The 19,941-nt window shown below is 71.0% G+C and carries 19 protein-coding genes; 4 read left to right on the plus strand and 15 right to left on the minus strand.

All coding sequences use genetic code 11. The features are described 5' to 3' along the window. Positions 1-134: 134 nt before the first annotated feature. The 10 genes from ACZ5WE_RS31450 to ACZ5WE_RS31495 form a co-directional block, all read right to left on the minus strand. Complete coding sequence (locus ACZ5WE_RS31450; RefSeq protein ID WP_467688056.1) at positions 135-1,508, minus strand: sulfate adenylyltransferase subunit 1; 1,374 nt, start codon at positions 1,506-1,508, stop codon at positions 135-137. 2 nt (positions 1,509-1,510) lie between these two features. Continuing rightward, positions 1,511-2,449 (minus strand): sulfate adenylyltransferase subunit CysD, encoded by a 939-nt coding sequence (gene cysD, locus ACZ5WE_RS31455; protein ID WP_467688055.1) that lies wholly within the window; start codon positions 2,447-2,449, stop codon positions 1,511-1,513. Then, entirely contained in the window at positions 2,446-3,051 is a 606-nt protein-coding gene (gene cysC, locus ACZ5WE_RS31460) for an adenylyl-sulfate kinase (RefSeq protein WP_467688053.1), read from the minus strand. Before cysC ends, cysD begins: the two co-directional genes overlap by 4 nt. Next, complete coding sequence (locus ACZ5WE_RS31465; protein WP_467688051.1) at positions 3,051-3,764, minus strand: phosphoadenylyl-sulfate reductase; 714 nt, start codon at positions 3,762-3,764, stop codon at positions 3,051-3,053. The genes cysC and ACZ5WE_RS31465 overlap by 1 nt, the downstream gene beginning before the upstream one ends. Continuing rightward, entirely contained in the window at positions 3,761-3,940 is a 180-nt protein-coding gene (locus tag ACZ5WE_RS31470) for a hypothetical protein (RefSeq protein ID WP_344518628.1), read from the minus strand. Before ACZ5WE_RS31470 ends, ACZ5WE_RS31465 begins: the two co-directional genes overlap by 4 nt. Continuing rightward, positions 3,937-5,634 (minus strand): nitrite/sulfite reductase, encoded by a 1,698-nt coding sequence (locus tag ACZ5WE_RS31475; protein ID WP_467688049.1) that lies wholly within the window; start codon positions 5,632-5,634, stop codon positions 3,937-3,939. The genes ACZ5WE_RS31470 and ACZ5WE_RS31475 overlap by 4 nt, the downstream gene beginning before the upstream one ends. A gap of 116 nt (positions 5,635-5,750) precedes the next feature. After that, entirely contained in the window at positions 5,751-5,834 is an 84-nt protein-coding gene (locus tag ACZ5WE_RS31480; protein ID WP_323178717.1) for a putative leader peptide, read from the minus strand. 126 nt (positions 5,835-5,960) lie between these two features. After that, positions 5,961-6,524 carry a GNAT family N-acetyltransferase gene (locus ACZ5WE_RS31485; protein WP_467688047.1) on the minus strand — a complete coding sequence of 188 codons (564 nt, stop codon included), beginning with the start codon at positions 6,522-6,524 and terminating at the stop codon, positions 5,961-5,963. A gap of 54 nt (positions 6,525-6,578) precedes the next feature. Continuing rightward, positions 6,579-7,871, minus strand: a complete 1,293-nt coding sequence (locus ACZ5WE_RS31490; protein ID WP_467688045.1) for a GAF domain-containing protein — start codon at positions 7,869-7,871, stop codon at positions 6,579-6,581. A 264-nt stretch (positions 7,872-8,135) separates the two neighbouring features. Next, a complete protein-coding gene (locus tag ACZ5WE_RS31495) occupies positions 8,136-9,773 on the minus strand; it encodes an acyl-CoA dehydrogenase family protein (RefSeq protein ID WP_467688043.1) in 1,638 nt (545 codons plus the stop codon). Between the two features lie 17 nt (positions 9,774-9,790). Between ACZ5WE_RS31495 and ACZ5WE_RS31500 the strand changes: the two genes are divergently transcribed. After that, entirely contained in the window at positions 9,791-10,924 is a 1,134-nt protein-coding gene (locus ACZ5WE_RS31500; RefSeq protein WP_467688042.1) for a YihY/virulence factor BrkB family protein, read from the plus strand. Positions 10,925-11,069: 145 nt separating this feature from the next. Here ACZ5WE_RS31500 and ACZ5WE_RS31505 read toward each other — a convergent pair whose 3' ends face one another. Further along, positions 11,070-11,945, minus strand: a complete 876-nt coding sequence (locus ACZ5WE_RS31505) for an NAD(P)H-binding protein (RefSeq protein WP_467688040.1) — start codon at positions 11,943-11,945, stop codon at positions 11,070-11,072. 80 nt (positions 11,946-12,025) lie between these two features. Here ACZ5WE_RS31505 and ACZ5WE_RS31510 point away from each other — a divergent pair, with 80 nt between their 5' ends. After that, positions 12,026-12,961 carry an AraC family transcriptional regulator gene (locus ACZ5WE_RS31510; protein WP_467688039.1) on the plus strand — a complete coding sequence of 312 codons (936 nt, stop codon included), beginning with the start codon at positions 12,026-12,028 and terminating at the stop codon, positions 12,959-12,961. Positions 12,962-12,987: 26 nt separating this feature from the next. Further along, positions 12,988-13,707: a DUF6597 domain-containing transcriptional factor gene (locus ACZ5WE_RS31515; protein WP_467688037.1), complete on the plus strand. Its 720-nt coding sequence runs from the start codon at positions 12,988-12,990 to the stop codon at positions 13,705-13,707. On the opposite strand, the gene ACZ5WE_RS31520 is transcribed toward ACZ5WE_RS31515, so the two are convergent. Next, positions 13,688-14,107, minus strand: coding sequence for a VOC family protein (locus ACZ5WE_RS31520; protein ID WP_467688035.1), 420 nt, complete (start codon positions 14,105-14,107; stop codon positions 13,688-13,690). The genes ACZ5WE_RS31515 and ACZ5WE_RS31520 overlap by 20 nt on opposite strands. A 128-nt stretch (positions 14,108-14,235) precedes the next feature. Here ACZ5WE_RS31520 and ACZ5WE_RS31525 point away from each other — a divergent pair, with 128 nt between their 5' ends. Next, on the plus strand, positions 14,236-14,664 hold the full coding sequence (locus tag ACZ5WE_RS31525; RefSeq protein ID WP_467688033.1) for an NUDIX hydrolase: 429 nt from the start codon (positions 14,236-14,238) through the stop codon (positions 14,662-14,664). 16 nt (positions 14,665-14,680) lie between these two features. On the opposite strand, the gene ACZ5WE_RS31530 is transcribed toward ACZ5WE_RS31525, so the two are convergent. From ACZ5WE_RS31530 to ACZ5WE_RS31540, 3 genes are all read right to left on the minus strand, one after another. Next, entirely contained in the window at positions 14,681-15,454 is a 774-nt protein-coding gene (locus ACZ5WE_RS31530) for a hypothetical protein (protein WP_467688031.1), read from the minus strand. Positions 15,455-15,496: 42 nt separating this feature from the next. Beyond that, positions 15,497-16,876, minus strand: a complete 1,380-nt coding sequence (locus tag ACZ5WE_RS31535) for a hypothetical protein (protein WP_467688029.1) — start codon at positions 16,874-16,876, stop codon at positions 15,497-15,499. 79 nt (positions 16,877-16,955) lie between these two features. Beyond that, on the minus strand, positions 16,956-19,898 hold the full coding sequence (locus ACZ5WE_RS31540; RefSeq protein WP_467688027.1) for a glycoside hydrolase family 2 TIM barrel-domain containing protein: 2,943 nt from the start codon (positions 19,896-19,898) through the stop codon (positions 16,956-16,958). Positions 19,899-19,941 lie beyond the last annotated feature (43 nt).

A 19,941-nucleotide genomic window follows, 5' to 3' on the forward strand; every position in this document is an offset into this window, starting at 1 on the left:
TGTGGGCGCGCAGGCGGTGCGCGTACGTCATTACGCACATCGCCCGACTCCGCCCTGCCCCGCGCCGAGGGCGCCGCTGCCGACGCGGCCGCCCTCCTTCGCGAAGGTCGAGAAGTAGTCGATCGAGGTCATGGTCAGAAGTCCCAACCCTCGTCGTCGGCCGACTTCTTGGCCTCTTCGACCGTCTCGACGGTTTCGGCGAACGCGTCGCCCGCCATGCCCGCCGCGAGCGTCGTGCCGTCCGCCGGGTCGATCAGGAGGAACGAACCGGTGCGGCGCGAAGCCGCGTACGAGTCGACCGCGATCGGCTCGGCGGTGCGGATCACGACGCGGCCGATGTCGTTGGCGACCAGCTGTCCGGGGTCCGGGTGCTGGGAGAGGTCGTCCAGGGTGAGCCGCGAGGGGATCTCCTTGACGATCGCCTTGACCGTGCGGGTGGTGTGCTTGAGCAGCACCCGCTGGCCCACGCTCAGCGCGGCGTCCGCGACGTGGCAGACCGTCGCCGTGAGGTCCTGCGAGGTCCCCGGCTGGTCGCCGCTCGGCACGATCAGGTCACCGCGCGCGATGTCGATGTCGCTCTCCAGGAGCAGCGTCACGGACTGCGGCGTCCACGCCACGTCCACGGACTTGCCGAGGAGGTCGATGCCCGCGATCTTCGACGTCTCGCCCGAGGGAAGCACGGTCACGGACTCGCCGACCCGGAAGGTGCCCGCCGCGATCTGTCCCGCGTAACCCCGGTAGTCGGGGTGCTCCGCGGTCTGCGGGCGGATCACGTACTGGACGGGCAGGCGTGCGTGGCAGGAGGTCAGGTCGTGGCTGACCGGGACCGTCTCCAGGTGCTCCAGGACGGTGGGGCCGCCGTACCAGTCCATGTTGGAGGACGGCTCGACGACATTGTCACCGGCGAGCGCGGAGATGGGGATCGCGGTGATCTCCGGGACGCCCAACTCGCTCGCGTACGCGGTGAATTCCTCGGCGATCTTCGCGAAGACGGTCTCCTCGTAGTCGACGAGGTCCATCTTGTTCACGGCGAGCACCACGTGCGGGACGCGCAGCAGCGCGGCGACCGCGGCGTGCCTGCGGGTCTGCTCGATGACGCCGTTGCGGGCGTCGACGAGGACCACGGCGAGGTCGGCCGTCGACGCGCCGGTGACCATGTTCCGGGTGTACTGCACGTGCCCTGGGGTGTCGGCGAGGATGAACCGCCGCTGCGGCGTTGCGAAGTAGCGGTAGGCGACGTCGATGGTGATGCCCTGCTCGCGCTCGGCCCGCAGGCCGTCGGTGAGCAGCGCGAGGTCGGGCGCCTCCTGGCCGCGGCCGAGCGAGACGCGCTCCACGGCCTCCAGCTGGTCGGTGAGGACCGACTTGGAGTCGTGAAGCAGCCGTCCCACCAGGGTGGACTTGCCGTCGTCGACGGAGCCCGCGGTGGCGAACCTCAGCAGGGTGGTGGCCGAGAGCTGCTCGGCGGAGAGCGGCTGGGCCTTGTCGGGTTCGGTGGTGCTGGTCATGTTTAGAAGTACCCCTCGCGCTTGCGGTCTTCCATCGCGGCCTCGGACATCTTGTCGTCGGCGCGGGTGGCGCCACGCTCGGTAAGACGGGACGCGGCGATCTCGGTGATGACGGCGTCCAGCGTGGTGGCGTCGGAGTCGACGGCTCCGGTGCAGGACATGTCGCCGACGGTGCGGTAGCGGACGAGCCGGTTATCGACTGTCTCGTCGTCCTTGGGGCCGCCCCAGTCGCCGGCGGTCAGCCACATGCCCGAGCGCCGGAACACGTCCCGTTCGTGCGCGAAGTAGATCTGGGGGAGGTCGATGCCCTCGCGGGCGATGTACTGCCACACGTCAAGCTCGGTCCAGTTGGACAGCGGGAAGACGCGGACGTGCTCGCCGGGGGCGTGGCGGCCGTTGTAGAGCTGCCACAGCTCGGGGCGCTGGCGGCGCGGGTCCCACTGGGAGAACTCGTCGCGCAGCGAGAACACCCGCTCCTTGGCGCGGGCCTTCTCCTCGTCGCGGCGTCCGCCGCCGAAGACCGCGTCGAACTTCTCGCTCTGGATCTTCTCCGTGAGCGGCACGGTCTGGAGCGGGTTGCGCGTTCCGTCCGGGCGTTCGCGCAGCTTGCCCGCGTCGATGTACTCCTGCACGGAGGCGACGTGCAGCCGCAGGCCGTGCTCGGCGACCACGCGGTCGCGGTACTCGATGACCTCGGGGAAGTTGTGCCCGGTGTCGACGTGCAGCAGCGAGAAGGGGATCGCCGCGGGGGCGAACGCCTTCAGCGCGAGGTGCAGCATGACGATCGAGTCCTTGCCGCCGGAGAAGAGGATCACCGGCCGCTCGAACTCACCCGCCACCTCACGGAAGATGTGCACCGCCTCGGACTCAAGGGCGTCCAGGTGGGACAGCGCGTAAGGGCTGTCCGTCCCCTCGGTCACGGTGGCCACGGTGGTCGTCATGCCAGACCCCTTTCGATGAGCAGCGCGCGCACGGCCGCCGCGGACTCCTGCACGGTCTGGTCCTGGGACTCGATGCGCAGATCGGGTGACTCGGGCGCCTCGTAGGGGTCGTCGACCCCGGTGAGACCGGAGATCTCGCCGGCCGCCTGCTTGGCGTACAGACCCTTCACGTCGCGTACGGAGCAGACCTCAACCGGCGTGGCCACGTGGACCTCCAGGTAGGGCGTCCCGCCCGTCTGGTGGCGCTTGCGTACCGCGTCGCGGCTGTCCGCGAACGGCGCGATCACCGGCACCAGGACCTTCACGCCGTTACGGGCGAGCAGTTCGGCGACGAAGCCGATGCGCTGCACGTTCGTGTGCCGGTCCTCGCGGCTGAAGCCGAGGCCCGACGAGAGGAACTCGCGGATCTCGTCGCCGTCGAGCACCTCGACCCGGTGGCCGTCCTCGCCCAGCTTGCCCGCGAGTTCGTAGGCGATGGTGGTCTTGCCCGCGCTGGGCAGGCCGGTGAGCCAGATGGTGGCTCCGGTGGTCACGTGCTTCTCCGATACGTTCCGGGGACCGGTGTCCTGCTGAGGCCGAGTCGCTGTCTGAGGCCCTGTCATCAGTGGATCCCGCACTCGGTCTTGGCGTTGCCCGACCAGCGCCCGGCGCGCGCGTCCTCGCCCTCCAGGAGGCGGCGGGTGCAGGGCGCGCAGCCCACGGAGCCGTAACCGTCCATGAGGAGGGGGTTGGTGAGGACGCCGTGCTCGGTGACGTAGGCGTCCACGTCGTCCTGCGTCCAGCGGGCGATCGGCGAGATCTTGACCTTGCGGCGCTTCTCGTCCCAGCCGACGACCGGGGTGCCCGCGCGGGTCGGCGACTCGTCGCGGCGCAGGCCCGTCGCCCACGCGGAGTACGAAGTCAGGCCCTCCTCAAGGGGCTTGACCTTGCGCATGGCGCAGCACAGGTCGGGGTTGCGGTCGTGCAGCTTCGCGCCGAACTCGGCGTCCTGCTCGGCGACGCTCTGCCGCGGCGTGAGCGTGATGACGTTGACGTCCATCACGGCGGCCACGGCGTCACGGGTGCCGATGGTCTCGGGGAAGTGGTAGCCGGTGTCCAGGAACACGACGTCCACGCCGGGGCGGGCGCGCGAGGCGAGGTGGGCGACGACGGCGTCCTCCATGGAGGAGGTCACGCAGAAGCGCTCGCCGAAGGTGTGAGAAGCCCACTGGAGGATCTCCAGGGCGGATGCGTCCTCCAGGTCGTGCCCGGCCTGCTCGGCGAGAGCCTTCAACTCCTCGTCGGTGCGCTGCTCTTGAGCCTGCACAGTCGTCATATCTCTTCCCCTCCACCGCTGTTGCGCTGAACTCCCTGGGCGAGCAGCCCGAGGAACTTCAACTGGAAGGCTCGATTGCATGCGGCGCATTCCCATGCGCCGTGACCGGTTTCGTTGGGGCGCAGGTCCTCGTCGCCGCAGTAGGGGCAGTGGAAGGGGGCGGCGCGCTCACTCACGACAGTGCCTCCTCACTGGCACGGGCCACCCAGGTGGCGAAGCGCTCGTCGTCCGCGCGCTCGTTCTCGAAGCGCTTGAGGACCCGCTCGACGTAGTCGGGCAGCTCATCCGAAGTGACCTTCAGGCCACGGACCTTGCGGCCGAACCCGGCCTCCAGGCCCAGCGCGCCGCCCAGGTGCACCTGGAAGCCCTCGACCTGGTTGCCATCGCCGTCCAGGACCAACTGCCCCTTGAGGCCGATGTCGGCGACCTGGATACGGGCGCAGGCGTTCGGGCAGCCGTTGATGTTGATGGTGATCGGCTGGTCGAACTCCGGGATGCGGCGCTCCAGTTCATCGATGAGCGAGGCTCCGCGCGCCTTGGTCTCGACGATCGCCAGCTTGCAGAACTCGATGCCGGTGCAGGCCATGGTGCCGCGCCGGAAGGGGGAGGCGTTGACCCGCAGGTCCAGGGCTTCGAGCCCGGCGACGAGGGACTCGACCTGAGCCTCCGCCACGTCGAGCACGATCATCTTCTGCTCGGCGGTGGTGCGCAGCCTGCCCGAGCCGTGGGCGGCGGCGACGTCGGCGATCTTCGTGAGTGTCGCGCCGTCCACGCGGCCGACGCGGGGGGCGAAGCCGACGTAGAAGCGGCCGTCCTTCTGCTTGTGCACGCCGAGGTGGTCGCGCCACGTGTCGGCGGGCTGCTCGGGCGCGGGCCCGTCGAGGAGTTCGCGCTCGAGGTACTCGTCCTGAAGGATCTGCCGGAACTTCTCCGGCCCCCAGTCGGCGACGAGGAACTTCAATCGGGCGCGGTTGCGAAGGCGCCGGTAGCCGTAGTCGCGGAAGATGCCGATGACACCGCCGTACACGTCGGGCACCTCGTCCAGCGGCACCCAGGCGCCGAGCCGCACGCCCAGCTTGGGGTTGGTGGAGAGGCCACCGCCCACCCAGAGGTCGAAGCCGGGCCCGTGCTCGGGGTGGTTGACGCCGACGAAGGCGACGTCGTTGATCTCGTGCGCGACGTCGAGCTGCGGCGACCCCGAGATGGCGGTCTTGAACTTGCGCGGCAGGTTCGAGAAGTCCGGATTGCCGATGAAGCGGCGCTGGATCTCATCAATGGCGGGCGAACCGTCGATGATCTCGTTCTCGGCGACACCGGCGACGGGCGAGCCGAGGATGACGCGGGGCGTGTCACCGCACGCCTCGGTGGTCGAGAGCCCGACTGCCTCGAGCCGCTCCCAGATGGCGGGAACGTCCTCGATGCGGATCCAGTGATACTGCACGTTCTGCCGGTCGGTGAGGTCGGCGGTGCCGCGCGCGAACTCCTGCGAGATCTCGCCGATGACGCGCAGCTGCTCGGTGGTCAGCCGCCCGCCGTCGATGCGGACCCGCAGCATGAAGTACTCGTCGTCCAGCTCCTCCGGCTCCAGGATCGCGGTCTTGCCGCCGTCGATGCCCTGCCGGCGCTGGGTGTAGAGCCCCCACCAGCGCATACGTCCACGGAGATCGTTCGGGTCGATGGAGTCGAAGCCGCGCTTCGAGTAGATCGTCTCAATGCGTGTCCGCACATTGAGACCGTCGTCGTCCTTCTTGAACTGTTCGTTGCCGTTCAGCGGCGTGAAGTGGCCTACGGCCCACTGGCCCTCACCACGGTGACGGCTCGCTTTGCGCCGGGGCGCGGCAGTCGTGGGTTTTTCCGGGGTGGCAGCCATGGCTATACGTCCTTCAAGGCGGGCTGAGGGAGGCTCTGACCTGCACACTTCGCGCAGGAGGCGCGGCGGTGCGCAAAAGGTCGGTCAGGAAGAGAGAGGCGGCGGCGCTGGTGCTGTCAGCTCGCCGGACACATGGCGCTGGACATGCGGCAGAGATCGACGTGACGCCGACTCACCAAGGCAATTCCAGTGCGATCCATGACGGAAGCGTGTCATGGGACTTTCGGCCCAGTCCACCATTATCCAAAATGTGGACTGGAGAGTCTCGCTATGCGAGACAGTGTGGTCTCGGTCACTTCTTGTGGGACCCCCGAGGGGGTCGGGGGCTACGCGCCGGTCCAGGGGCCGGGGGCGGGAACGTCCGGCTCCTGTTCGACCTTCGTGTCGAAGAGCTTGAAGCCGCGCCGCAGGTAATTGTCCATGGCGTGCTCGCCGTCCTTGGAGCACGTGTGCAGCCATACCCGCTTGGTGGGGGTGAGCTCGGGCCACCGCTCGGCGAGGTCCCAGGCCCTGCGCACCCCGTACGAGAGGAGGTGCCCGCCGAGCCGCCGGCCCCGGAAGGCGGGGATGAGTCCGAAGTACACGATCTCGACGACCCCGTCTTTCTGCGCCGCCAGCTCCACATACCCGGCGGGCGTCCCCTTGTCGTACGCGACCCAGGTCTCGACGCCAGGCTTCCCGAGCTCCTCCTGCCACTGGGCGTAGGAGAGGGAGAGCCGGTCCGTCCAGTGGATGTCGCCGCCGACGGAGGCGTACAGGAAGCGGCTGAACTCGGGGGAGGGGATCTCGGCCCGGACGATCCGCACGGCGTCGCCCTCAGGGGCGGCGGCGGGAAGCAGATCGGTGGGAGCGGTCTGCTCCAGGGACCAGGTGGTGACAGTGAGGCTCATGCAGGTCAGAGAATCACGGGGGCGGGATGTCGTCCAAGGCGGGCACCACCGCACTCAAGGCTCCGGCGCCGTTCGCGCCGCACGCACCGCGGGTGCCGTCGAATGCGGCAGCAGCTGCGCCGGGTGCTCCGGCAGGATCACCTCCACGTCCACGTCCTCGGGGAAGCGGTAGGGGCGGTGCGCCAGTAGTCCGCCCAGGTACCGCCGGACCCGGGAGAGCTCGGCGCGGACCGTCACCGTGCGCGCCGGGTCGCCGAACATGTCCTCGGCGAGGCCCGAAGCGCTGCGGCCCTTGCGGCGGGTGCTCAGAAGGAAGAGCAACTCGGCGTGCCGCGGGCTGAGTTCATGCGTCCAGCCGCCGGTGCCATCGCCCTCGACGGTGACCGACCAGCGGCGCGGCCCGCTCACGTCCAGGACGACGCGGGTGGCCGCCGGCGGCCGTGGGTCCTCCTCGACGCGCAGCAGCCAGCCGCCGGGCAGCGGCTCCACCGTGCAGGTGCCGAGCGAGGGCAGCCGTATGTGGCCCGCGGCCATGGTCCTGGGCAGCGCGAGCCGGTCCGTGGGCGGCATTCCCGTGACCGCCGCCGTCCACCCGTGGGTGTCCACCGCGACGGCACGCCCCGCGAGGCGGGCGAGCACCGGCGCCGCCACCGAACGGAGCCGGTCGAGCGCCGTCACATGGGTCTCCCGCAGCCGGGCCTCGGCGAGCTTGGCCACCGAGTCGACCAGCGCCAGCGTCGCCGGATGCATCGTGTTCAGCGGACCGCTGATGTCGACCACGCCGAGCAGACGGCCATCGCGAGGATCGGTGATGGGCGCACCCGTGCACGTCCACGCGTGATGTGTCTCCACGAAGTGCTCGGCGGAGAACACCTGCACGGGACGGCGCACGACCAGCGGTGTCCCTATGCCGTTCGTGCCGACGACGCTCTCGGCCCAGTCGGCACCCAGCTCGAAGCCGAGCGAGTCCGCCTTGCGCAGCACCGTGGAGCTGCCCTCGCGCCACAGCACCCGGCCCTCCGGGTCACAGACGACCATGATGTGGTGCGCCGCGTCCGCCACCGAGACGAGCGCATCCCGCAGCACCGGCATGATCTCCGTCAGCGGCGACGCGCGCCGGCGCTCCTCGAGCTCCTCGATGCTGAGCAGCCGGGAGCGGAAGTCGTGGTCGGGGTCGACCCCGTCGAGCTTCATGCGCTCCCAGGACTCCTCGATCACCGGTCGCGGCAGCACACGCGGCCGCAGCCCGGCGAGCGCCGCGAGCCGGACACCCGCGAGGAGCCGCGCGGCCTGCGCACTGTCCATGGCGGAGATCCTCGCGAGACTGATCGTCGAAGTCGCGTTCATCACCGGGTCCTTCCCGAGCAGAGCCAGTGCGTCGGGGGCACCCACTCATCGTGCCCCTTCGGCGTCCGCAAGGGTATTGGTTCAGTAATGAACAGCTGACTTGCAACCATCTGCAACTCTCGCGAACGGCCGTGCGGCGGTCGAAGCTGATGCCGACGCCGTTCGCGCGGCGTGCACGCTCCTCAACGGGGCCAGAACGCGGGGGTGGTGCCGTGTCGGCGCAGCACCACCCCCGCGCTTCCGTCATGAGCCGCCGGACAGCGCCTAGTTGTCGCGCGGGGCCGCCCGCTCCACCACGGAGGCCAGATCGAGGCTGTGCGGCAGCGTCCCGAACGCCGAGCCCCAGTCCCCGCCGAGCCGCGAGGCACAGAACGCGTCGGCCACCTCCGGGGGCGCGTACCGCACGAGCAGCGAACCCTGGAGCACCAGAGCCATCCGCTCCACAAGGCGGCGTGCCCGCGCCTCGATGGCGTCCAGGTCGGCAAGTTCGGTGAGCAGTCCCTTGATCGCGCCGTCCAGGCGGTGATCGGCGCCGCGGGCGAGGCCGACCTCCTGGAGGAAGGCGTTCAGCGCCAGCGGCTCCCGCTGCAGCGCACGCAGCACATCCAGCGCCTGTACGTTCCCCGAGCCCTCCCAGATGGAGTTGAGCGGCGACTCGCGAAGGAGCCGCGGCATCCCCGACTCCTCGACGTAGCCATTGCCGCCGAGCACCTCCAGGGCCTCCACCACGAGCGGCGTGCAGCGCTTGGTGACCCAGTACTTCGCGGCCGGCACCGCGATCCGCAGGAACGCCCGCTCCTGCTCGCTCCCGTCGTCGTACGCGGCCGCGAGCCGCATCGCGAGCGTCGTGGCCGCCTCCGACTCCAGGGCCAGATCCGCAAGGACGTTGCGCATGAGCGGCTTGTCGACGAGCTTGCCGCCGAACGCCTCGCGGTACGTGGCGTGGTGCACCGCCTGCGCGACGGCCTGGCGCATGAGCGCCGCCGAACCCACGACGCAGTCCAGCCGCGTGGCCGCCACCATCTCGATGATGGTGCGCACCCCGCGCCCCTCGTCCCCGACCCGCCGCGCCCACGTCCCGTCGAACTCCACCTCGCTTGACGCGTTCGACTTGTTGCCCAGTTTGTCCTTCAGGCGCTGAATGGCGAAGGCGTTCCTGGTGCCGTCCTCAAGGACCCGCGGCACCAGGAAACACGTAAGTCCCGCCCCGGTCTGCCCGAGCACGAGAAAGCCGTCGGACATGGGTGCGGAACAGAACCACTTGTGTCCCGTGAGTTCATAGGCGCCCTCTTCCGCGAGCGCGCGCGCTCGCGTCGTGTTCGCGCGCACATCGCTGCCGCCCTGCTTCTCCGTCATACCCATCCCGAAGAGCGCTCCGGCCTTCTGGGACGCGGGCCGAAGACCCTCGTCGTAGACGAGGGAAGAGAGCCGGGGCTCCCACTCGGCGGCGAGCGCGGGGTCGGCCCGCAGGGCCGGAACAGCCGCGTGCGTCATCGAGACCGGGCAGCCGTGCCCCGCCTCGACCTGCGACCACACCAGGAACCCTGCCGCGCGCCGCAGATGACCGCCCGGCCGCGACCAGGCGGTGGTCAGGCCCGACGACACCGCCTTGCCGAGCAGCCGGTGCCACGCCGGATGGAAGGTGACTTCGTCGATACGGTTCCCATAGCGGTCATGGGTGTGCAGAACGGGCGGATTCTCATTGGCCAGGAACCCCCATTCCCGCGCCTGGGCCGAGCCCGCGGCCCGCCCGAGTTGGGAGAGTTGCTCGCGCGCGGTGTCGAGGAGGGCGGGATCGAGATGCCGCTCGACTCCTTCCGTGAGGGCGCGGTCGGACGTAAAAACGTCATATCCCACCAGGGGCGGAGCCTGGTTGGTCACTGTGTGGGTGGTGGCTGCCATGCCGCTACGGTAAGGAGGTGCACCAGGCAAAAGAAACACCCGGGAGGCCGTCCGGCCGCTGGAACCGGGCCCGCGCTCTCTACAGCAACGTCTCCAAGCGCAGGACCGCCTGGCTGCTGCTCAAGGACACGGTCAACTCGTGCGTGGAGTACCGGATCCTGGGACTCGCCGCCGAGGCGGCGTTCTTCACGCTGCTTTCCGTGCCGCCGCTGCTCCTGAGCCTCATCGGCCTGCTCGCGTACGTGGACCGGTGGACCGGCGCGAACACGATCGCCAGCGTCGAGAACAACATCCTCGAGGCCTCCCGCACGGTCCTCTCCGACCGGGGCGTCAGCCAGATCGCGGAGCCGATACTGGAGGACGTCATGCGGGTCGGCCGGCCCGACGTCATCTCCATCGGTTTCCTCTTCGCCCTGTGGTCGGGCTCGCGCGCCGTGAACGTCTTCATCGACACGATCACGGTCATGTACGGCCTCGACGGCGCGCGCGGCATCGTCAAGACCCGCCTCCTCGCGTTCGGCCTGTTCATCGTGGCGCTGCTGATCGGTTCGGTGGCTCTTCCGCTGATGGTGGCGGGTCCTGACGCGGTGGTGAATCTGGTGCCCGGCTCCACGACGGTGGTGCAGATCCTGTACTGGCCGGTGGTGACACTTCTGTCGGTGGTCTTCCTGACGACGCTGTACCACGTGTCCGTGCCGGTGCGCTCGCCCTGGGTGGAGGACATGCCGGGCGCGCTGATCGCCCTCGGGATGTGGGTCCTCGGCAGCTTCCTGCTCCGGATCTACCTGACGAGCACGGTCGAAGGCCCCACGATCTACGGTTCGTTGGCGGCGCCGGTGGCGGTGCTCCTGTGGATCGGCGTGTCGGCGTTCGCCGTGCTGGTGGGCGCGGCCGTGAACGCGGCCATCGACCGGGTGTGGCCCTCCGTCGCCACGGCTGCCGCGCGTGCGGCCAACGACCGGATACGGGAGGCGCGGGCGGTGGAGGTGGTGGCCCGCGCGGCCGCCGCGCGGGAGGCTTCCGCGGACCCGGACGACCCCGACATGCCGTCGGAGTTCCCGGAGCGTTGGTCCCGCTTTCTGCCCCCGGATGACGTCTCCTCACGCCTGCGGACGCACGTGAAGAAGAACGGGGAGCCGCCGCCGGAGTAGGGGCGGGCCCTGCGAGATGTCCTCAAACGCCGGACGGGCTGGAAATCCAGCCCGTCCGGCGTTTGGAGGTCAAGGCCCCCGCGCCGGGCGCCCCGCGGCGGAGCCGCAAATGTCACAGCCGGGAAGGGGCGGGCTCGGGGAAGACTCACCCCTTCCAGACGCCCGCCTCCGCCTGCTCCCTGGCGAAATCGGCGAAGTCACGCGGCGCCCGCCCCAGGACCTCCCGCACGCCCTCGGAGAGATACGCGTTGCGGCCGTCCAGGTTCGTCTCGAAGAGCTCGATCAGGAACTCGGCCTCCTCCGCGGGAACCCCGTACTCGGCGAGAGCACCCCCGTACTCCCTCGCCGAGACGGGGACATACCGAATCTCCCGCCCCGCGGCCGCCGACACCTCGGCCACCGCGTCGCGGAACGAGAGAAGGCGCGGGCCCGATATCTCCAAAACCCGTCCCACGTAGCCCGAGTCGGGGCGCAGGACCGCCACCACCACGTCGGCGATGTCCCGCGAGTCGACGAACGGTTCGAGCACCTCGCCGGCGGGGAACACCAGCTCCCCGGCTCGCATGCCCTCGAGCAGCGGCCCCTCGCTCAGGTTCTGGGCGAACCAACTCGCCCGTACGACAGTCCACTCCGCTCCGGACTCCCGCAGCGCCCGCTCGGCCGGCTCCGCCTGGTCCTCGCCCCGCGCCGAAAGGAGGACGAGCCGCCGCACGCCGAGCGCAACCGCCTGCCGGGCCAGCGCGCCCACCGCGTCGCCCGCGCCGGGAGCGCCGACGTCCGGCATGTAGGCGAGGTACGCGGCGTCCGCGCCCCGCAGCGCGTCCTCCCACGTCGAGGGGTCGTACCAGTCGAACCGCACGGCCCCCGAACGCGATGCCGCCCGCACCGTGCAGCCCGCCGCCTCGGCGGCCTCCGCGACCCTGCGCCCGGTCTTGCCGGTGGCGCCCGTGACCAACACCGTCATGTTCCGCGTGCTCTTCGAGCTCTGCGTGTTCCCCGCGTTCCCCGCGTTCTCTGTCATGACTTCAGTGAACCGGCCCGCGCCACAAGGAGCCATCCGCCAGGGGCTCACCCCCATACGCGTACGTCTACGCTTTCGCCATGGACGTACTCGCAGGCTTGCTGGAAGGCCCCCGCGCGCGAGGAGCCTTCATGATCCGCGCGTGCTTCGATCCGCCCTGGTCCGTCCGCATCGCGGACGAGGCACCGCTCTCGGTCATGATCATGGTGCGGGGCACCGCATGGATCGTGCCCGACGACGGCGAGCCCCAGCTGATCCGTCCCGGAGACGTCGCCATCGCCCGCGGCCCCGACCACTACACCGTCGCCGACGACCCGGCGGCGCTTCCTCAAGTCGAGATCCGGCCCGGCGAACACTGCGTGCCCCTCGGCGATACTCCGCCCGGGCAGTACCGGGACCTGGGCCTGCGCGCCTGGGGGCAATCGATCGACGGCCCCGCGGAGATGCTGATCGGCACCTATCAGGCGCGCGGCGAGATCACCGGACGGCTCCTCGACGCCCTGCCCCCGCTGCTCGTGCTGTCCACCGAGGTGTGGGACTGCCCGCTCACCCCGCTGCTCGCCGACGAGATCTCCAAGGATGAGCCGGGGCAGGACGTCGTGCTGGACCGGCTGCTCGATCTGCTGATGATCGCCTCGTTGAGGGCCTGGTTCTCGCGGCCGGAGGCGGAGGCCCCCGCCTGGTACCGGGCGATGGGGGACCCGGTCGTCGGACAGGCCATCCGGCTGCTCCAGGACGACCCCGCACACCCCTGGACCATCGCCGCGCTCGCCGCGAAGGCGGGCGTCTCGCGGGCCGCGCTCGCCCGGCGCTTCACCGAACTCGTGGGAGAGCCGCCGATGGCGTACCTGACGGGCTGGCGGCTCGCGCTCGCCGCCGACCTGCTGCGGGACAGCGAGCAGACGATCGCCGCGATCGCCCGCCGTGTGGGATACGGCAGCGCGTTCGCGCTCTCCAGCGCCTTCAAGCGGGTGTACGGGGTCAGCCCGCAGGAGCACCGCTCACCGGCCGCGTAGCCCTCCAGCGGCGTAGCCTTGAGAACGTGTCGTACGAGACAGTCGAGTACGCGGAGCGGCCGTCCCGGCTCGCCGGCGCGGTCCTGTGGACCCGGGCCTCCGGCGGCGCGGCGGGCCCCGTGTACCCCGTCCTGCCCGACGGCTGCATGGACCTGCTGTGGACCGGCGGCAAGCTCCTGGTCGCGGGCCCCGACACGCGCGCTCACCGCCCCGAAGCGAACGTCACCGCCCGGTACGTGGGCATCCGCTTCTACCCCGGCACCGCCCCCGCCTTCCTCGGCGTGCCCGCGCACGAACTCCGCGACCGGCGCGTCGACCTCGCCGACCTGTGGCCGTCCGCCGAAGCACGTCGACTGACCGAACGCATGGACGCGGCCCGCGATCCGGCGGCCGTCCTGGAGTCCGTCGCCCTGACGCGCGCGGGCGAGAGCGAGCCGCCCGACCCGCTCCTCGCGCACGTCGTCAAGGCCCTGGACGCGGGACGTTCCATCGCGGCGACCGCCGACGAGGCGGGCATCAACGCCCGTCTCCTGCACCGGCGTTCACTCGCCGCGTTCGGCTACGGACCCAAGACGCTGGCCCGTGTCCTGCGGCTGCAGCGCGCGCTGGCCCTGGCCAGGGAAGGCCTGGCCTACGCGGAGACCGCGGTCGTCGCGGGCTTCGCGGACCAGGCCCATCTGGCGCGTGACGTCAAGGAGTTGGCGGGCGTGCCGCTGAGCGAGCTGCTCAGCCGGCGGCCGGGCTAGACAGCGGCGCGAACAGGTCGACGCCGTTGCCGTCCGGGTCCAGGACGGAGGCGTACCGCTGGCCCCACACGGCGTCCCACGGCTTGAGCTCACCGTGATGGCCGGCGCCGACCAGCTCCTCGTACGTCGCGTCGACGCCCGCCGGGGTCTCGCAGTGGAACGCGAGTCCGATGCGGCCCGAACTCCGCGGCGGCTCCCAGTTCTCGACGAAGGAGCGGATGGTCTCCTCGGTGTCGAACGCGATGCGCAGACCGCCGGGGAGCGCGGCCTCGACGTGCGGCTGGTCCTCGGAGCCCGCGGGGAACTCCAGGCCGAGGCGGCGGTAGAAGGCGAGTGTGGCGGCCATGTCGGCCACGACGATGCCGACAAGGTCGAAGCGGGGTGTGCTGTTCGTGTTCATGCTTCGCAGCGTAGGCAGCCGCCTGCCGCACGTCTTGAAGAAAACGGACGCCCGGTGTCCGGCGCCGGGGGAGCGGGAGGCCCGCGGCCGACTGTCCCGTGCCGCGAATCCTCGCTACGGTGGATGCCATGGACTTGCCGAGCGACAACCGACTGGCGGCTGCCGTCGTGGCGTATCGCGGGCGTGTGCTGCTCGTGCGGCGCAGTGAGACCGAGCGGTTCCTGCCGCGGGTGTGGGGCGTCCCCTGCGGGAAGCTGGAGCCCGGCGAGAGTCCGCTGGACGGTGTGCTGCGGGAACTGAAGGAGGAGACCGGCCTGCTCGGGGAGGTGCTCGGGAAGGTCGGCGAGTCGTCCTTCGTCAGCCAGTACCACGGGCACGAGGTCAAGAACTGGCAGGACAACTTCCTGGTGCGGCCGCTGAGCTTCGAGGTGTCGCTGCCCCAACCCGACCAGGACCACCGGTGGCTCGCCCCGGCCGACCTCGGCACGGTCGAGATCGACGCCTACAACCGGGAGATCGTGCGGCAGGCGTCCACGTCGTCCGTGTTCGGCAGGTAGCCCTCCCGGCGCCCGGTCACGGGGCGATCAGTTTCGCCAGTGTCTCCAGCTCGGCCAGATACTCCTCCACCTCCATCGGCCGCTTGACGACCGCCTCCGCGCGGCCACCCGCGTGCGCGTCGGGCGAGCCGGTCGCGTCGGCGAACACGTCCGTGTACCGCCGTCGCCCCGCCCCCGTCTCCAGGAACAGGGTCACCGCCGTCCCCGACGAAGCGCACCACGCGCGGTGCAGGGCGTACGACGGCAGGCCGTATCCGCTGCCCGCGGCGTACTCCGCGGTCTGCGTGAGCCGCAGCCGCGCCGGGCCCGCGGGCTCCAGGAGCCAGTGGCCCTCCACCTCCGACAGGGACTCCCGGTACCAGGACGCCGCGATGCCGCTGTCGCCGGAGTCCGCGGTGGTGCGCAGGGGCTCGTACAGCTCCATGCCGAGCGTGCCCCGCACCACGTAAGAGGCAAGCGGCGAGCGGTGGTTGTGGATGTCCTCGCGGCCGGCCGGGCGCGTGCCGGGGTGCCAGACGTGGGCGCGCAGCATGTGCCGGGGCCCGCCGTCGATCAGGAGCAGCTTGTCGAAGCCGAGGACGTGGCGGTACGAGAGGCGTGCGCATCCCGAAGTGGCACCGGCGCCCGTGGCCAGCTCGCGCACCAGGTCAAAGAGGCGTTCGGGGGAGCCGAGTTCGGCGACGACGGCACGCGCGGCCCGCACGAGACGCTCCTCCGGCAGCGCGGCGTCCAGGGTCTCCTCGAGGAGACGCCGGGCTCTGTGCGCGTGCCGACCGTGCCGACCACCCATGCGGTCACTTCCCCCTCGGTCGCGAGCGCGCCGCGGGGATCATCACCCGCCCGGCTGATACATCCATACGGCATGGGCCCGCAGCGCCGAAAGCCCTTGATAGGTCATCCACATCGGGCGGCCGAGATCGTACCCGTCCCAGTTCCAGATCCCGTCGTCCTGCTGGCGCCACACCGCGCCGACCGCGCCGTTGACCAGCGCGTGCCACGCGTCCTCGCGCCCCTCTTCCGTCGCGATCTCCCAGGCGCTCGGCGTGAGCAGCGCCCGCATCATCCAGGCGGCGGTGAAGTGCCGTACGGACAGCACCTCTTGGCGCCACGAGTCGACGGGGTGCGGGCGGCGCACCTCCTCCTGGGTGTTGCGCAGGTCGGCGCAGTCCTCGTGCTCGGGAGCGGGGCAGGCGAGCAGCCAGCGGATGCCGTCCTCGCGGGCGGCACGGGTGTTGCTGTCCTCGCCGAGCACCGGGGCCGCACGGCCGAGCGCCACCACCGCCTGTGCGGTGTGCACCGCGGATGGGCGCGTGACCGGGGCGCGCAGGGCAGGGCCCCAGCAGCGGCGGTGCTCGCGCAGCGGATCGGTGACCGTCCGGTCGACGAGCTCGGCCCGCAGCCGTGCCAGGTCGGGGGAGTCCGGCGCCGCGCGCAGCAGACCGCGCAGCATCGTGGTCACGACGTGGGTCCTGCCGAGCCCGGACGGTTCGATCTCCTCGGTGAAGCACGCCGCGCACTGCGCCGCTTCCTCCGCGAGCCGCACGGGATCAGCGCCCGCCCGCGCGAGCGCCCCGAGCACCAGGGCGGTCACCTCCGGGCGAGCGGTCGACCCCTGCGAGCGTGCGGCCCAGCCGCCGCTCGCGAGGCGCAGCCGCCACAGCGTCTCCACCAGTTCGGAGGCCCTCAACCTGCCGTCGGGCACGCCGAGTTCGAGCACGATGTGCAGTCCGTACGCGGTGCCGGTCGGCGTGGGGCGCACCGGTCGCGTCTGCTCGTCCAGTGCGTGCGCCCAGCCCGTGAGGCGGCCGCTCTCCGGGGCGTCGACGGTGGCGAGCTCCGCGGCGAGCGTGGCGTACGTGGCGGAGGCGAGCCGCGGGAAAGGGCCGGGGGCGGGAGCGGCCCGCGGCGCCGCCGGGGCGGGCTGCCGTGTGGTGTCGTCCGCGTCCGCCCTGGCCCGGATCAGCGCGGCGGCCAGCCAGGCGGCGGCCCCCGTGCCGATGCCGCTGACCGCCGCGATTCCGTAGCGGGCGGTGTCGGCCGGGATCGTGTCCGGCAACACGCCCACCAGGGACTGGAACACCGCGTACCCCGCCGCGGCGCAGCCGAAGCCGCCGAGCCAGCCCACGAACCGCCCGGGGCGTGAGTCGCCGGGCGGGGGAGGAGGGCTGGACGGTGGCCTCAACGGGCTGCGGCCGAGCCGCGGTTGTGACAAGGGGTGCTCCCTCCCCCCAAGGCGGCGCGTGGGTCGACGATGACTTCCAGTCTAGTGCTGAGTCACCGGAAAACCCCGGTCAGAGCGAGGTTCGCCGGAGGAGAGGGGGTGGTAGCGGCGGTTCCTCCTCGGGAGTTGCCTCCCGGTGCGAGAAGGTGAACGCGAACTCGGCGGGCGCGGCGTGGAGTTCGTAGCGGGGCAGAACCCCGGGACCGCACGACTGCGAGCCGATGCCGTGCTGCCCGTGGTCGAGGTGGACCCACACCGTGTCGCCGGGGGTGAGATCGGTGCGGTGTGCGGCCGCGTCGAGCTGCTCGGTGGTCCAGCGCCGGGCCGTGAACCAGAAGGCGGGCTCGCCGACCACCCGTACCCCCTCGCCGGTGAAGCCCGCCCGCAACTCGGCCCAACGGACGTCCGCACGGGCGCCGTTCTCCTGGGGGTGGACGTACGGGGTCTGCATCCGGTCCACCGGCGAGAAGTGCCGGCTGGTGACGGATGCCGCTGCCGTGTCCGGATAGGCCTCATCGATACCGCCGAACCAGTGCGCGTACCCGTACGCGGCAGGCAGCCCGAGCCGGATACCGAGCCGGGGCAGCGGCGCCGTCCACTCGCCTTCGGGCGTGACGCGGACCGTGAGCCTCAACCGGGTGCCGTCGGATGTCCAGCGGTATACGGTGCGCAGCCCGATGTCACGCGCGGCAGGCGCCACACGGGTGCGGACCGTGAGTGCGCCTTCCGTCGACTCGACCGCGTCGAGCCGGTGTTGCATGCGGTGCAGTCCCAGCTCGCGCCAGACGAGGCCGTTGCGCTGACCTCCCTGCCAGGAGGCGCCGTTGTCGTTGTCGGTGGGGGCACGCCAGATGTCCAGGCGCGGGGCGTTGGACAAGGTGATGTCGTTCAGGGTGAGCAGCTGGCCGGTGCGGGCGTCGAAGGTGCCGGGTCCGAGTGTGACGAAGTCACCGCCACGCGAGGGCCGTTCACCGGTGGCGGGGGAGACGGTCGGCCGTGGCGTGATGGGGAACTCGGCCCGCGCGACGACGTGGTCGAGCTTCGCCCAGTTCGTCTTGACGCCCACCATCGCCGTGAGATGCAGGAGGGTCTCGGCGCCCCGGCTCGCGGGCGGCGCGTCCGGCAGCTTCAGGTCGACGGATTCACCGGGGCCGAGGTCCGGCGGCACGGCCAGCTCTCCGGCTGTGGAGGCCGCGTCGTCATCGCTGATGTAGGACCACTCGAAGGACAGATGGGACAGGTCCGCGAAGTCGTGCAGATTGGTGATCCGAGCTGTCCCCGCGTCCTCGGCACAGGCGAAACGCACCGGCTGGATGACCCGCTTGTACACGTCGAGGCCCGGCGACGGCAGTCGGTCGGGGAAGACCAGGCCGTCGCAGACGAAGTTCCCGTCGTGCAGCTCCTCGCCGAAGTCGCCGCCGTAGGCATAGCCGAACTCCGGGTGCCTGAGGCCGTGGTCGATCCACTCCCAGACGAAGCCGCCCTGATTGCGCTCATGGGCGTCGAACAGCTCCTGGTACTCGCTCAGGCCGCCGGGGCCGTTGCCCATCGCGTGCCCGTACTCGCAGAGGACGAAGGGGAGTTGGCGCCGGGACTCCGGCCCGTCGGTGTCCGCCCGGTGGCCGATGCGCTCGACCTCCGCGTGGTCGGCGTACATGCGCGAGTACATGTCGGTGTCCTCGCAGGACCGGTCGCCCTCGTAGTGGATGAGGCGTCCCGAGTCCCGCGCACGGATCCAGCGGGCCATGGCGGTCAGGCCGCGGCCCGTCCCGCATTCGTTGCCGAGGGACCAGATGATCACCGAGGCGTGGTTCTTGTCGCGCTCGACCATGCGGGCCGCTCGGTCGAGGAGGGCGGGCGTCCAGCGGTCGTCGTCGACGGGGTTGTCGCGCCAGCCCTGCTCGGTGAAGCCGTGGGTCTCCAGGTCGCACTCGTCGATGACCCACAGGCCAAGGTCGTCGCACAGGTCGAGGAACGCGGGGTGCGGCGGATAGTGGCTGGTGCGGACCGCGTTGATGTTGTGCTGCTTCATCAGCACGACATCGGTGCGCATGGTGTCGAGATCGAGCGCACGGCCCGTCTCCGGGTGGAACTCGTGCCGGTTCACGCCGCGGAACAGGATCCGGCGGCCGTTGACCTTGATGACCCCGTCCTCGACGACGACCGTGCGGAAGCCGATCCGCAGCGGGACGCGCTCACCCGCCGTGGCGAGGACGCCGTCGTAGAGGCGTGGCGTCTCGGCGGTCCAGGGCTCGACGGCCACCGCCACCGATTCGCCCGTGGCGACATCGATGCCCAGCTCGGGCACGGTGACCCGGCCGTCCACGTCCGAGTCGACCCGCAGCGTCCCCGTCCCCGCGCGATGGTCGTACGAGGCGTGCGTGAAGAAGTCGAGCACGCAGCCTTCGGGGCGGTGCAGCAGGGTTACGTCCCGGAAGATGCCCGGCAGCCACCACTGGTCCTGGTCCTCCAGATAGGAACCGGACGACCACTGGTGGACGCGGGCCGCGAGGACGTTGCCCGACGGCTTCAGAAGGTGGCCGACCGTGAACTCGTGCGGCAGCCGGGAGCCCTTGAACTCGCCGAGCTCGGTGCCGTTCAGCCAGACGCGGGCGCAGGACTCGACGCCGTCGAAGCGGAGTGTGCAGCCGCCGGTTGCCGGCCAGTCGTCCGGCAGGTCGAAGGTGCGCAGGTGGTCGCCGGTGGGATTCTCCGTGGGCACGCGGGGCGGGTCGACCGGGAAGGGGTAGAGCACGTTGGTGTAGATGGGTGTGCCGTGGCCCTGCAGCACCCAGTGGCCGGGCACAGCCACGGTGTCCCAGGCGCCGGCGTCGTGACCGTCCGATGCGACGTCCGATGCGAAGGAGTCGTCGGCGGCGTCCGCGGTCGGGGAGAGGCGGAAAAGCCAACTGCCGTTCAGGGAGAGGGAAACGGCATCCGACCGCGCGTACCACGCGCGGGGCGGGAGGCTGCCGGTGCCGGGGGACACGTCCTCAAGGTAGGGGAGCTCCATGACCTCCATCAGACAGCGGGGAGGCGGGACGTCACAACACTCC

It is taken from the genome of Streptomyces sp. NPDC033180 (genome assembly GCF_055577645.1).